The 14,425-nt window shown below is 44.8% G+C and carries 13 protein-coding genes and 1 pseudogene; 11 read left to right on the top strand and 3 right to left on the bottom strand.

The features are described from left to right. Positions 1-167: 167 nt before the first annotated feature. The 7 genes from VZ94_RS17520 to VZ94_RS17505 are packed head-to-tail and all read left to right on the top strand — an operon-like array spanning position 168 to position 7,152. Positions 168-1,046 (top strand): NAD(P)/FAD-dependent oxidoreductase, encoded by an 879-nt coding sequence (locus VZ94_RS17520; RefSeq protein WP_338040494.1) that lies wholly within the window; start codon positions 168-170, stop codon positions 1,044-1,046. Then, on the top strand, positions 1,018-1,443 hold the full coding sequence (locus tag VZ94_RS32450) for an NAD(P)/FAD-dependent oxidoreductase (RefSeq protein ID WP_338040493.1): 426 nt from the start codon (positions 1,018-1,020) through the stop codon (positions 1,441-1,443). Before VZ94_RS17520 ends, VZ94_RS32450 begins: the two co-directional genes overlap by 29 nt. A gap of 30 nt (positions 1,444-1,473) precedes the next feature. Next, positions 1,474-1,674: a hypothetical protein gene (locus VZ94_RS29540; protein ID WP_052700699.1), complete on the top strand. Its 201-nt coding sequence runs from the start codon at positions 1,474-1,476 to the stop codon at positions 1,672-1,674. Beyond that, on the top strand, positions 1,671-2,792 hold the full coding sequence (locus VZ94_RS17515; protein WP_052700698.1) for a TolC family protein: 1,122 nt from the start codon (positions 1,671-1,673) through the stop codon (positions 2,790-2,792). Before VZ94_RS29540 ends, VZ94_RS17515 begins: the two co-directional genes overlap by 4 nt. A gap of 25 nt (positions 2,793-2,817) precedes the next feature. Next, positions 2,818-3,252, top strand: a complete 435-nt coding sequence (locus VZ94_RS29535; RefSeq protein WP_239650041.1) for an HlyD family secretion protein — start codon at positions 2,818-2,820, stop codon at positions 3,250-3,252. Beyond that, positions 3,236-3,913: an efflux RND transporter periplasmic adaptor subunit gene (locus tag VZ94_RS29530; protein ID WP_239650040.1), complete on the top strand. Its 678-nt coding sequence runs from the start codon at positions 3,236-3,238 to the stop codon at positions 3,911-3,913. Before VZ94_RS29535 ends, VZ94_RS29530 begins: the two co-directional genes overlap by 17 nt. After that, positions 3,910-7,152 (top strand): efflux RND transporter permease subunit, encoded by a 3,243-nt coding sequence (locus VZ94_RS17505; RefSeq protein ID WP_045780208.1) that lies wholly within the window; start codon positions 3,910-3,912, stop codon positions 7,150-7,152. The genes VZ94_RS29530 and VZ94_RS17505 overlap by 4 nt, the downstream gene beginning before the upstream one ends. Positions 7,153-7,289: 137 nt before the next feature. Here VZ94_RS17505 and nhaD read toward each other — a convergent pair whose 3' ends face one another. Beyond that, a complete protein-coding gene (gene nhaD / locus VZ94_RS17500; protein ID WP_082081777.1) occupies positions 7,290-8,612 on the bottom strand; it encodes a sodium:proton antiporter NhaD in 1,323 nt (440 codons plus the stop codon). Between the two features lie 193 nt (positions 8,613-8,805). On the opposite strand from nhaD, the gene VZ94_RS17495 reads away from it, so the two are divergent. After that, a complete protein-coding gene (locus tag VZ94_RS17495) occupies positions 8,806-10,458 on the top strand; it encodes a nitrite/sulfite reductase (protein WP_045780206.1) in 1,653 nt (550 codons plus the stop codon). After that, positions 10,445-10,897: a DUF934 domain-containing protein gene (locus VZ94_RS17490; RefSeq protein WP_045780205.1), complete on the top strand. Its 453-nt coding sequence runs from the start codon at positions 10,445-10,447 to the stop codon at positions 10,895-10,897. The genes VZ94_RS17495 and VZ94_RS17490 overlap by 14 nt, the downstream gene beginning before the upstream one ends. A 169-nt stretch (positions 10,898-11,066) precedes the next feature. Here the strand turns inward: VZ94_RS17490 and VZ94_RS17485 are convergent. Both VZ94_RS17485 and VZ94_RS17480 read right to left on the bottom strand, forming a co-directional pair. Then, a pseudogene (locus VZ94_RS17485) lies at positions 11,067-12,414 on the bottom strand (S41 family peptidase). Positions 12,415-12,677: 263 nt separating this feature from the next. After that, positions 12,678-13,256, bottom strand: coding sequence for a transglycosylase SLT domain-containing protein (locus VZ94_RS17480; protein WP_045780204.1), 579 nt, complete (start codon positions 13,254-13,256; stop codon positions 12,678-12,680). 215 nt (positions 13,257-13,471) lie between these two features. Here VZ94_RS17480 and VZ94_RS26120 point away from each other — a divergent pair, with 215 nt between their 5' ends. Both VZ94_RS26120 and VZ94_RS17475 read left to right on the top strand, forming a co-directional pair. Then, positions 13,472-13,615, top strand: coding sequence for a hypothetical protein (locus tag VZ94_RS26120; RefSeq protein WP_157844969.1), 144 nt, complete (start codon positions 13,472-13,474; stop codon positions 13,613-13,615). Between the two features lie 34 nt (positions 13,616-13,649). After that, positions 13,650-14,147: a PilZ domain-containing protein gene (locus VZ94_RS17475; protein WP_045780203.1), complete on the top strand. Its 498-nt coding sequence runs from the start codon at positions 13,650-13,652 to the stop codon at positions 14,145-14,147. Positions 14,148-14,425 lie beyond the last annotated feature (278 nt).

The raw sequence follows: 14,425 nt of genomic DNA, 5'->3' as shown, positions 1-14,425 counted from the left end.
CGTGTTAGGGCTATTCAGTTCATCGCTCCCACGCTCTAGCGTGGGAGCGTAGCCAGGACGCTCTGCGTCTCGTTTCACACCGCCAGAGCGGTTGCAGTGCATTCCCACGCAGAGCGTGGGAACGATGAAACATTCTAAAAAAATAATTAAACAATGAGGAAAAAGTAATGGCTAAAATCGTAATCGTGGGTGCTGGTATTGGCGGCATTCCTATGGCATTTGAAATGAAAGAATTGGCGCGTAAAGAGGACGAAGTTGTTGTTATCGCGGATACGCCTACGTTTCATTTTGTCCCCTCAAACCCTTGGGTTGGTGTGAACTGGCGTAAACCTGACGATATTAAAGTGCCGTTAGCACCGGTTTTCAAAAAGAAAAAAATTACCTTTATTCAACAAAAAGTTGCGCGCTTTCATCCTGAGCACAATCATGTAGCCTTAGAAGATGGCAGTACAGTAGATTATGATTATTTGATTATTGCTACTGGCCCTAAACTGGCTTTTGATGAAATTCAAGGCTTAGGGCCGCACGGTTATACTGAATCGGTATGTCATGTCGATCATGCTGGCCCTGCCGGTGAGCGTTGGCAACAATTTGTCGATGACCCAGGCCCTATTATTATCGGCGCAGTACAAGGCGCATCGTGTTTTGGACCGGCCTATGAATACATGTTTATCGTCGAAACTGATTTGCGTAAACGTCAAATTCGCGACAAAGTTAAAATAACCTATGTTACCTCTGAGCCTTATATCGGTCATTTAGGTTTAGACGGCGTTGGCGATACTAAAGGCATGTTAGAAAGCGAGTTACGCAATAAGCATATCGATTGGATTTGTAATGCTAAGGTCGATAAAGTCGAAAACGGTACCATGTATGTCACCGAAGTCGATGATAACGGCCAAGTCAAAAAACAACACGAATTGCCGTTTAAACACAGTATGATGTTACCGGCATTTAAAGGCGTGGATGCGTTATTGGGTATAGAAAAACTAACCAATCCGCGCGGCTTTGTTTTAGTCGATGACTATCAGCGTAATCCGACGTTTTAAAAACATTTATTCCGTTGGCGTCTGTATCGCGATTCCACCACAAAAACCCACCCCGGTGCCTACAGGCGTACCTAAAACGGGCTATATGATTGAATCCATGGTTACCGCAACAGCGCATAACATCCGCGAAGAATTAGAGGGTAGAGAGCCAAGCCATAAAGGCACGTGGAATGCTTTATGTTTAGCGGATTTCGGTGACTCGGGTATTGCCTTCTTAGCGATGCCGCAAATCCCACCGCGTAACGTGCAATGGTCATCTAGGGGTAAATGGGTGCATTGGGCGAAAATTGCTTATGAAAAATATTTTATGCGTAAAGTACGCAAAGGCTTAAGTGAGCCGTTTTATGAGCGCTTACCTTTGAAAGTCATGGGCATTATGCGGTTAAAAAAATCGTAGTCGTCAGGTACTTACCCGGTCGTAACCATCATGAACGCCTTAAGAATATTACTGTTAGTTTGTTTTCTCACCCCCTCAGCTCACGCCTCGCCGCCAGATGCGACTATGACTTTAGCTCAAGCGATAGATTACGCGCTGGTTCACAACCCGGAGCTTAGCCGTATGCAGTCCAACGTTGAGCAAGCCGAAGCGCAACTGGGTTTGGCGATGGCGAATTTTTTCCGCAAGTGAAATTAGGTGTGGCTTACCAACATAGCAATAATCCGGCTGAGGCGTTTGCGATGCTAATCGCACAGCGACGCTTGAATTTTGCCGGTACGGATTTTAATCATCCAGGCGGTGTAAATAATTTTCGTGAGCAAATCACGGCGAGCTATGCGCTGTATCGTGGTGGCCAAGACAGCCACCAATCTGAAGCTGCCGAGCTGAGTGTTAAAGCCTCTGAACTCGACATGGTGGCGGTACGCAATCGCTTAATCAATGATATTACTGCGGCTTATTATGGTCAGTTAGCCGCTATCGAAGCGCATAATGTTGCAGAGCGCGCGATTAACGCCGTACAAAGCGAGTTAAAGCAATCAGAATTACGTTATCACGCCGGGACGGTATTGAAATCAGATGTCTTATCGTTACAAGTGCAATTAGCAGAAGCGCAAGAAAGTGAAATTCAAACGGCGAATGCCATTGAGTTAGCTAATTCCATGTTAAAAACTCTATTAGCATGGACAGATGGCGCGTTATTGCTTAAACAAGCTAGTGATAGTTTGCCGAAAACACCTGGCTCCTTTGATAGTTTATTAAACAAAGCCTTAGCTCAGCATCCTGAACTAGCCGCCGCTGCAAAACGCGTCGCGCTGGCTGAGCAACAAGTAGCGGCTGCAAAGAGCGCGTATTTACCGCGTGCCGATGCCTATGTCAGCTATGGTTTTAATAATCAAAGCCCAGACTTTGATACTGATAGAGATAATGTCAGTGTCGGTGTGCAAGTCGAAGTGGAGCTATTCAACGGCTTTGCTACGCAAAATAAAGTAAAAGCTGCCGAGCGTGAATTACTCGGTGCGCAAGAAGGCTTACGGCAACAACGATTAATCATAGAAAACGCCGTAAAATCGGCGCAATTGCGTTTATTAGAAGCGTTAAATCGAGTTGATGTGGCTAGTGTTGCTGTGACCGCAGCTGATGAAGCGTTACGCTTAGTGGACGAACAACGACAAGCCGGCGTTGTCACCGTGACGCGTTATTTAGAAGCAGAAGTGGCGCGTGACAAAGCGTATACCCGGCAAATTTCTGCCCGTTATGACGCACTACGCGCTGAAGCAGAATTACAATTAGCGACCGGCGGATTTTAACGCTGTTTTTATCACTAGGTATCTCATGACTAAGCATCTCTCATTACCCTCGTCGAAATGGTTGATTTCGTTATCGGCGATTACTGGGTTATTACTGATTATTCTGTACGCGCTAGGTTTTATTGGCGGTGGTGAAAAAATTAAGCCGGGTACTCACGAAACCGTATTACCGCTATTACCTGCTAACGCGGTGACATTCACGTTAAGTCGCCAAGTGGCAAACAATAGCTTAGCGTGGCAAGGCACGGTGCGTTCGCGGCAAGCCGTTAAAATTACGCCTAAATTCAATGCACGTATTATCGAAATAACGGTACATCCGGGTGAGCGGGTTAAACAAGGTGCTGTGTTGGCACGCTTAGATAGCCGGGATTTAACCGCCGCTTATCAAGCTGCCGAATCTGCACGAGCGGCAGCACAGGCACAAGCGACCGAAGCGAAGGCAGATGCTAAACGTTTTTAGTGAGCTCTATCAAAAACAAGCTGCAACTCGACAACAATACGATGCCGTTATCGCGAAAACCCAAACCGCCGACGCCTTGGTTAAACAAGCGGCTGAATCGGCTAAACAAGCTCAAGTCATGTTGGCTGAGGCTGTGTTATATGCGCCTTTTTCTGGTGTTGTTGGCGAACGCTTACAAGAGCCAGGCGATATGGGCATGGCCAGTCAACCGTTACTGACGTTATTAAAGCCTAACGATTTACGTTTAGAAGCCGCGATTAGCGCGACATGTGCACAGAGTTTACGCTTAGGCGATAGTGTCCCGGTACGAATTGACGGTTTAGCCCAAGGCTTAACGGGTGAAATTGATGAAATAGCGCCAGAAACTAATCCTGAAACGCGTAGCCAGTTAATCAAACTACGTTTACCTCAAACTGACAACTTACAACAAGGACGCTTAGGCTGGGTAGAACTTGCCTGCCAAGCCCAGCAAGCCGTGTTATTAATACCAGAACAGGCCATTATCCATTATGGTCAGCTACAAGCCGTCAAAAGAATCGACGGCAAGCATTGGTTTGTTCGCCATATCCGCACCGGCAAACACTACGGTGAGCAGGTCGAAGTGTTATCCGGTTTACAAGATGGTGATGTGATTTGGCTTAACTCAGGACTGACACAATGACCGAAGCGACAGAAAGTTTAACCGTTAAAATTGTTCGGTTATTTACCACCTCGCATTTATCGCTACTATTTTTGCTCATCTCGTTATTAGCGGGTGCGGTTGCGCTAATGCTTACGCCGCGCGAGGAAGACCCACAAATCATCGTGCCGGTCATGGATGTCTTTGTTGACGTGCCGGGTGCTTCGGCCCAAGAAGTTGAAAAACAAGTCACAACGCCATTAGAAGTCTTGCTAAGACAAATTCAAGGCGTCGAATATGTGTATTCGGCGTCACGCCCCGGTAGCGCGGTGGTCACGGTGCGTTATTACGTTGGCGAAAATCTTGAAAACAGCTTGATTAAAACCCGAGATAAGCTATTAGCCAACCAAGATAAGATTCCACCTGGTGTCAGCCAATGGTTAGTCAAACCGGTAGAAATCGATGATGTGCCGATTTTATTATTAAGCTTATCAGGTAAACATGGCGATAAAGATGCTACCGAATTGCGCCGGGTCGCTGATGAATTAATCGAGCATTTACGCCAACTGGATAATATCGGCAAAAGTTGGGTGGTCGGTGGCGCGCCAAGACAACTCACGTTACATCCTGATAACGCTAAACTAGAGGCCGCGCAGTTAACGTTATTCGATATAGAACAAGCGCTCAAACAAAACAATCGTAATCTCAATGTAGGTTCGTTAACGCGAGACAATCATGAAATTGTGTTAGAAGCTGGGCCTTATTACGCGACGCTAGAGCAAGTAGCCGCTACTGTCGTCAAAACCACCCGCGATGGACGCTTATTACATTTACGCGAAGTGGCTGAGATTAACGATGGGGCAGCTGATGTTAATGAATACACGCGTATTGGTTTTGGTCCTGCGGCAGCGCAAAGCCAAGGTTTAGGCGGCGAAAAACTGCCCGAAGTTGGAACTGAACGCGCGATGACAACTATCGCGATTGCTAAACGAAAAGGCAGTAATGCGGTTAGCGTCGCCGAAGCCGTGTTAGCGCAGGTCGAACAGTTACAAGCTACTGTTATTCCAGACGATGTGTTAGTCACGGTTACGCGCAATTATGGCGAGACTGCCGACCATAAAGTGAATGAGCTAGTCATGCACTTATCGATAGCGATTTTAACAATTATTGTCTTGCTCGCGTTGTCGCTAGGCTTAAAAGAATCCTTCATCGTAGCGTTAGCGGTGCCGATGACATTCGCCATCACGCTATTATGCGATTACATTTTTGGCTACACGATTAATCGCGTCACATTATTCGCATTGATTTTGGCGCTAGGGTTGTTAGTCGATGACCCTATTGTTGATGTCGAAAACATACATCGACATTATCAAATGCGTAAACAGCCGCCGCTTCAAGCCTTACTGACAGCAGTTGATGAAATTCGGCCGCCGACGATTTTAGCGACGTTTGCTGTGATTATGTCGTTTGTGCCCATGTTTTTTATTACCGGCATGATGGGTCCTTACATGGCACCAATGGCGTTTAACGTGCCGGTCGCGATGTTGTTATCGCTAGTCATCGCGTTCACCGTGACGCCTTGGGCCAGTTACCGTTTATTAAAAGGCGATTATGGCAAGCAACATGGCGGCTTTGTGCTGCAAGACACGCGTGGTTTTAAGCTCTATCATGCTATCCTCGCGCCGTTATTAGCCAGTAAGCGCAAAGCGTGGTTGTTTTTATTCGCGGTCTTATTGGCTTTTGTTGCATCGGCGATGATGGCAGTCACGCGCGTCGTGCCGTTAAAACTATTGCCATTTGACAATAAAAACGAATTACAACTTGTGATAGATATGCCAGAAGGCAGTTCATTGGAAAGCACAGACCAGGTTGCTGCAACACTAGGTCGTTATTTAGCGACAGTGAATGAAGTCAGTAGCTACCAAAGTTATGTGGGCATTGCCTCGCCTATGGATTTTAACGGTATGGTAAGGCATTACTATTTGCGTCAAGGCGCTCATGTTGCGGATATACGCATTGTGTTAGCCGAGAAAAAACAGCGCGCGCAACCTTCACATGAAATTGCATTAAGAATTCGGCCTGACATTGAGCGTATTGCTAAGCAATTTAATGCCACTATTAAAATCGTCGAAATGCCGCCAGGGCCACCGGTGTTATCAACCTTAGTCGCTGAAGTCTACGGCCCACCTGAAGCCAGCTACGCTGAGCTGATTCAAGTGAGTCAGCGTGTGCGTAGCGAGTTAGCACAGACTGAAGGGGTAGTCGATGTCGATGATTTTGCCGAAGCGAATTACCCGCTATGGCATTATCAGGTTGCCCAAGACAAAGCCGCTGCTTTAGGTATTAACACGGCAAGCATTGCGCAAACCTTGCAAATGGCGGTTGCAGGTAGCAAAGTTGGCTTGCTACATATCGCAGAAGAACGACAACCGCTATGGATTTATATGCAACTGCCGCGTGCCGTGCGCTCGTCACAAGCTGAGCTGTTAGCATTAACCGTCGCAACGGCGAAAGGGCAGTTAGTGCGCTTAAGTGAAATCGGCTCTTTTCAAACCAACCAAGGCGACAAAACGATTTATCATAAAAATCTTAAGCGCGTAGCCTATATCACCGGCGAAATGGCAGGCCGTAGCCCGGTCGAAGCCATACTTGACATGATGGGAAGCTTATCGGAAAAACCTTTGCCAGAAGGGTATAGCGCTGAACTTGCCGGTGAAGGCGAATGGAAAATCACCGTCGATGTCTTTAGAGATTTAGGCTTAGCGTTTGGCGCGGCAATGGTCATGATTTATGTGTTACTAGTCGGTCAAACTCAATCGTTGTCGGTACCGTTAATCATGATGATTGCCATACCGTTAACAGTGATTGGCATTATGCCAGGCTTTTGGTTGATTAATTTATTCTCAAGCCCGGTAGCAGGCTATGCCACGCCGATATATTTCACCGCTACTGCAATGATAGGCATGATTGCGTTAGCGGGTATTGTCGTGCGTAACTCAATTATCTTAATCGACTTTATCGAAACCATTTACCGTACTCATCCAGAAATGAGCTTAGCGGAGGCGATTATCGAAGCCGGAGCAACTCGATTAGCTCCGATATTTTTAACCGCTGCATCGGCTGTGTTAGGCTCAATGATGATAGTGTTAGACCCGATTTTTTCGGGCTTAGCATGGAGTTTTATATTCGGTATCATCGCCTCGACGTTGTTTTCGTTAGTGGTAATACCGGTCGTGTATTTTATGATTAAGCAGAGTGGTTTTTCTCGTTCCGATGCTTAAATACTTAATTTAGTGTCGATATTACGGGGTGTTGGAATGCAGGCGAATATATCCGTCTTCTAAGAAGCTGCCTAGAAGGAGATGAGGTAGGTATTCCCACGCCGAAGCGTGGGAACGACGGGTATGGAAGAACAGCGTTAGCCGTTGATTAAGTAGTGTACAAAGATACTACCTGCATAACCGGCGGCAATTGCAGGAGTCCATTTTAGATGACTAAAGAACGTGTATTTATGGTTAGATTGTCCCATTAATGCAACACCAGCCGCTGAACCGACTGATAATAATGAGCCACCTACGCCAGCGGTTAATGTTACTAATAACCATTGGTATAAATCCATATCCAAGCCCATGTTTAACACGGCGAACATAACAGGGATATTGTCAACAATTGCTGAGATTAAACCGACTAAGATGTTAGCGGTGGTTGCGCCTAAGCCTTCGTACATAGCGCCTGATAATAATTCAAGATAACCAATGTAACCTAAACCACCAACGGCGAATACTACGCCGAAGAAGAATAACAAGGTGTCCCATTCTGCATGGCGGACTTTGTTGAAAATATCAAAACCTGCTTCTCCTTCAACATAAAACTTTGTTTTAAGGAAGTAGCCAAAAATCATCAATACCGATAAACCGACCATCATGCCCATAAACGGTGGTAAGTGTAAGACTTGTTTAAAGCTTACTGCTGTGGCAATGGTTAACAAGAACATGAAGCAGATAATGAGTGCACCGGGTTTTAACTGTACGGCTTCTTCTTCAGCACCTTTTGGTTGCTCATTCGGAACCGCGAAGTACATGACCGCTGCTGGTATGCCGTAGTTGACGACGGATGGGATAAATAATTTAAAGAAATCAAAGAATTCAGCGTACTCGGCTTGCCATACCATTAATGTGGTAATGTCGCCGAAGGGACAGAATGCACCACCGGCATTGGCCGCAACGACTAAGTTTACAAAGCCTATGCTGACGAATTTTTCATTGTCAGCACCAACCGCCATAACCACCGCGCCGACTAATAAGGCGGCGGTTAAGTTATCAGCAACAGCTGATAAGAAGAACGTGATGACGCCGGTGATTAAAAACAGTTTACGGTAGCCAAATTGTTTTCTGACTAACCATGAGCGTAACGCTTCAAATACGTTGCGTTCTGACATTGAGTTGATATAGGTCATCGCAACTAATAAGAACAGCATTAACTCGGCATATTCTTTTAAATCGTGTTCAAACGCTGCGTGCATCACTTCCGTCGACACGCCTTTTTCATGCGCTAATAACGCGGTATGTGCCCAGATAATGCCAGCCGCTAAAATAACTGGCTTAGATTTACGCAAGTGCGTAAACTCTTCGGTCATGACAAAGCCATAGGCAATTAAGAAAATCAACACGCAGTATATGCCGCGCTGAGTCCCCGTCATGTCAAGGCTTTCAAAAGTTTCTGCTAATGCTAATTGCGGCATGAGCAGAATTAAAAACAACACTAGTAAAGAACGTGCCACACAATCCCCCTTAAGGTTAAAGTAAGAAAACAACTATCAATTATTATGGTAACTATTAATGTTATCACCAATCGAATAAATTTTGTCATTTTCTAATGCGCAGTATATGATGAACGACCATCATTTTTCGCGGGAAAGGCAGTAAAACCTTACTATGTATCAGTATAACGAAATTGACCAAACGCTTGTCGATGAACGCGTCGCTCAGTTTAGAAGGCAAACGCAACAGTATTTAAAGGGCGAACTTAACGACGATCAGTTTCGTGCGTTAAGACTTAGAAACGGTCTTTATATCCAAACTCATGCACCGATGCTACGCATTGCTGTGCCTTATGGATTGCTAAGCACCCAACAACTGCGCAAAATTGCGCATATTGCACGGCATTATGACAAAAACTATTGTCATTTTACTACCCGGCAAAATATTCAATTTAACTGGCCTAAGCTAGAGCAAGTGCCAGATATTTTAGCGGAATTAGCTACGGTACAAATGCATGCGATTCAAACTAGCGGCAATTGTATGCGTAATACCACGACAGACCATTTAGCCGGTGTCTGTGTCGATGAAATCGAAGACCCGCGTCCTTATTGTGAACTGATTAGACAATGGACGACTTTACACCCTGAATTCGATTATTTGCCACGCAAATTTAAAATTGCGGTGAGTGGCGCGCGTCATGATAGAGCAGCAACTCAGTTTCATGATATTGGTGTGCATTTAGTTGAAAATGACGCCGGTGAGATTGGGTTTAAAATTTTAGTCGGTGGTGGCTTAGGGCGTACACCTATCATTGGACAAGTGATAAAACCATATTTAGAGAAAAAGCATTTGTTGTCGTATTTAGAGGCAATATTGCGGATTTACAATTTATATGGTCGCCGTGATAACAAATATAAAGCCAGAATTAAAATTTTGGTTAAGGAAACTGGGTTAGCTAAGTTTACCGATAAGGTTGAGAACGAGTGGTTACAGATTCGTGACCGCTTAGAGCTTTCTGAGCAACGCATTGCTGAGCTGAAAAACCATTTCACGGCACCGGCTTATGACAGTGATGCTGAGGCAGATACGAGCTTGGCTCAGGTGTTAAGCGAAAATAAAGCGTTCGCGCTTTGGTATAAACAAAATACCGTTGAGCATAAAATCCCTGGCTATCGTGCGGTGTTTTTATCGTTAAAAGCTAAAGATATTGCGCCCGGCGATATGACTGACCAGCAATTAGATGCCGTTGCCGATTTAGCCGATACTTATAGCTTTGGTGAAGTAAGAACCACTCATAGGCAAAACCTAGTGTTTGCCGATGTCAAACAAGCCGAGCTATTTAGCTTATGGCAACAATTGGCGGCGTTAAATTTGGCTACGCCTAATATTGGCACAGTGACCGATATGATTTGCTGTCCAGGGCTTGATTTTTGCTCCTTGGCGAATGCCGGATCAATAGGTATTGCGAAAGAAATTAACCAAGCTTTAGACGACATCGATTATATTCACGACATAGGCGACGTGAAGATTAATATGTCAGGCTGCATGAATGGCTGTGCGCATCAAAGCGTTGGACATATTGGCATTTTAGGCGTTGATAAAAAAGGTACTGAATGGTATCAAATCACTTTAGGTGGTTCGTCTGAGAATGAGGCGGCCATTGGTGAGCGTTTAGGGCCGTCTGTCGCTAAACATGAAGTCACGCAAACGATTTTAGCGATTCTTGAGGTTTATGTTCAGCAACGGCAAGAAGATGAGTCGTTTTTGCAAATGGTTAATCGGGTAGGCATAGAGCCATTTAAGGAGAGAGTGTATGCAGCTCATTAAAAATCAACAGCTTGTCGATGATCAATGGCTTAGAGTGAGTGACGATGACGCGCTAGCGACAGGCAACATAATTATCTCATTGCAGCGCTGGCAGCAAGATAAACCTGAGTTAGTTAAGCGTGACGGTGCTATTGGTGTTACGTTAGGCCCTGCGGATGAGGTAGCGTCTATTGCTGATGATTTATCGCACTGGCAATTAATCGAGTTACATTTTCCTGAATTTGCCGATGGCCGGTTATTTTCAACCGCGTGGCTGCTGCGTGAACGTTATGGTTTTAGCGGAGAGCTCCGCGCGACGGGGCAATTTATTCCTGATCAAGCGTTTTATTTAGCGAGAGTAGGGGTGGATGCTTTTCAACCGGCGAATAGCGCAGTATTGAATGATACTTTAGCGTGTTTAGCTGATTTTTCTGTTAACTATCAAGTATCGGTCAATTAACGCTTACGGTGTTTTTAAGCTAGTTTGGGTTTTCCCAAAGGGCAAAAAAGGCGATAGCCGTAACCCGACATAGCCAGGTGGCTTGTGTCAGGTTACGTTGACGCTAACCCGACTAGATTATCCTATCTTGTTCTCGTTCCCACGCTCCTGCGTGGGAACGAGGAACAGATTATTTCCTCATGATGCTAATGCCTTTAAGCAAGTTAAGTGCTTCTGATAAGGCATAATCTTTTGTTTGCCAGTCATCTTTTTCTTTAGCCTGGCTGTCTTTATTGCTGTCTACTTCCTCGTTGTCTAATAGCGCAGGTTTTTTGTTTTGGTTACCATTTTGTAAATGGCCTGACAAATCGGCTTCTTTAACAGGTGCAAATTCCTGTTTATCGAGGGATTCCAGTTTAAGATGTGCTAACGGGATGTCTGGCTCTATACCTTCGGCTTGAATAGAACGGCCTGATGGCGTGTAGTAACGAGCCGTGGTTAATTTGACCGCAGCACCATTGCTAGTCGGTAATATGGTCTGTACCGAGCCTTTACCAAAGGATTTTTCACCCATAATAATGGCGCGTTTTTGGTCTTGTAACGCACCGGCGACAATTTCAGACGCTGAAGCTGAGCCTGAGTTAATAATAACGACTAACGGGGCGTCGTTAATTAAATCATCGGGAGATGCATTAAAACGCATTTCCGAGTTTTCAATACGGCCTTCAGTGTAAACAATTAAACCACTGCGCAAAAACGCGTCGCTGACTTCTACGGCAGCGTTTAATACACCGCCTGGGTTATTGCGTAAATCCAGCACTAAGCCTTTTAAATCGCCTTTATTTTCTTTTTTCAAGCTGGCCAGTGCTTCTTTTAAGTTTTCACCGGTGCTGGATTGGAAGCTGCTGATTCTAAGATAACCGTAGTTTTTATCCAGTAATCGGCTTTTCACGCTTTTAACTTTAATAATATCGCGGGCTATCGTGAATTTTAACGGCGTTTCTTCACCTTCACGCACGACGGTTAGCAATATTTTTGCTACCCGGTTCACCACGCATCATTTTAACGGCATCGCCTAATGACATGCCTTTTACCGGTTTATCATCTAAGCGTACGATTAAATCGCCCGCTTTAATACCGGCTTTTTGCGCAGGCGTGTCATCTATCGGTGACACGACTTTAACAAAGCCGTTTTCCATGGTGACTTCTATGCCTAAGCCACCAAATTGCCCTGTGGTGCCTTCTTTTAGCTCTTGATATTCATCGGCGATTAAATAGGCCGAGTGAGGGTCTAAACCGCTTAACATGCCTCGGATAGCGTCCTCTAATAGCTTTTTATCAGATACCGGTTCGACATAGTCGCGTTTAATACGCCCGAAGATTTCAGTAAACGTGCGTAATTCTTCGTACGGTAATGTTTCGCTATCGGCGGTTGCTTCCGTGGTTTCACGTTCGGCGAAAACACTGCCACAGGTGCTCATAAAAACACCTAGCACAACGCCTAGGCTTAAAATAAAAAAGGTTCTCATCTTTAGCATGTGTATTAAAACTCCATATCCTGTTTATGTCTGTATCTGAAAAATACTTGGACGCCTAGTGTGCGTTTTTGGGCTACCAACGTAAGGCGGGACAGGGTATTCAGGGTGCAGGACGCCGTAAATACATCCCTGTAGGCTTGRTGGCAGCATCCCTGCTGCCAACACCTGAACCCTAAATACCTTGTCCCTGCTAAAGTGTGTAACCGAAAAATCAGGGGGGATTAAGCCCGGATAATCGGCATGAGTATAACAAAAAAACAGGGTTAGCCGGTTTGCAATTTGCAAGTGGTTAATTGATGCTGAAATTGAGTCGATGTTGTTGCTACTTTTTCTGCATAGCGAATTAGCCAGGGTTTGCGCATAAAGGTTTTGTGTAAATACCCGCTATGGCCTTCGTGGTAGGCCAAATACAAACGTTTAGCATCGTTTTCAGCAATTTTCAGCTTGCGTTGACTAAGTCTGCAATACCAGGCGATAAAATCGATAGCGTCAGCAAAATCATCGCGGTCTTTGTCTGGATTATGCGTGGCGGTTAAATAATCTGACCAGGTTTCATCTTTCGCTTGAGCATAACCGTAAGCGCTGCTAGAGCGAAACCAGGGGATAATACCTAATAGCCAAGGTCTAGGTGGCTTGGCGTCAGCGACAAAACCCGATTCGTGATACATAATCGCCATAAGCACAGTGACTGGAACCTTCCAGCGTCGGCTAGCCAGCTCGGCTGCATAATACCATTCCGGTTGCTCGGAAAACACGGAGCAGACGTTATGGCTTGTTTTAGGCGGTATGGCCGAGCAAGCGCTGAGTAGTAATGTAAAGCTTATTAGCAAATGCTTGAACATTGATAAAGTAAAGTATAAGTTAGCAGTCGATTGTCTGAAGTTAAATTAAGTGGCTTATGCGAGTCTGATGCCTAACCGATTGTAGCTTAATCATAATAGCGATTATACCCGTGCTCATGGCGTTGATTGATATATGAATATCCTAGACAAAATGTGTCAGAATGATAAATATAAAAGAGAGATAGTTATTTTTTACTACTGCCGAGAATAGATTTATGACCACCACATTGTTAAAAAGGCCTTATAGGAAAATTGTTAGCATCAAAGGCGTTGTGTTTATAGAAACCCAGGAACATGATGTTGTTGTGCAAAATTTATCTATTTCAGGCGCATTAGTCATGTTTCGTCAAACGTTTTAATGATGAAGAGCTTGAGCATTTAAACGCGTATTTAATGGAAACGCCTACGGTTGACATCTTTATACCTGAATTGCAGTTGTCTGGGGAGGCAGAAGTTGTGCGCTTAGGCAAGCAATCCGATGGGGAACTTGAATTAGCTTTGCAGTTTAAGGCGCTTGATTGCCAATTTGGCAAATGGCCGAATAAGCGCATGAGTTATCGGAAAACGCTTAAAGACCAAGGGCGTATTATTTTTAATCGCAAATGCTATCGCTTTTTCTCGTCGAATGCTTCGGTAGCGGGGTTGATGATTCAAATTCCAGAAGTGGTGTCTATAAAACCAGGAACAGTGACGTTATGCGAATTTAGACGCTTAATGTTGAATTGTAAGGTGAAAGTTGTTTGGGTGCAGCAGGAAGGCAACGCCACTGTGTTAGGCTTGCAGTATTTAAATATTGAAAAAGAACGGGTTAAAGGTGTGCCACATTTTTATTCAGAAACTGCTTCAGAAAGTGTTTCACTTAGCCATGTTGATGATCTTTCTTTATCGTAAAGTCAAGGTTATATGGATTGAAACAGGCGATATGATAAACTTTAGTCAGTTCATATCCTTAGCGTTGAGTACTGAAATCGTCGATTCATGGTTACTGTTCGTTTAAGATTATGACTTTCTCACTCAAACATTTATTGGGCTACACACTTTAGTTGGGACAGGGTATTCAGGGTGCAGGACCCCGTAAATACATCCCTGTAGGCTTGGTGGCAGCATCCCTGCTGCCAACACCTGCATCCTGAATACCCTGTCCCGCTTTACGTTGGTAGCCATTTATT

The sequence above is a fragment of the Methylocucumis oryzae genome, from assembly GCF_000963695.1.
GTDB lineage: Bacteria > Pseudomonadota > Gammaproteobacteria > Methylococcales > Methylomonadaceae > Methylovulum > Methylovulum oryzae.
This window is presented reverse-complemented; position numbering and strand designations above follow the sequence as displayed.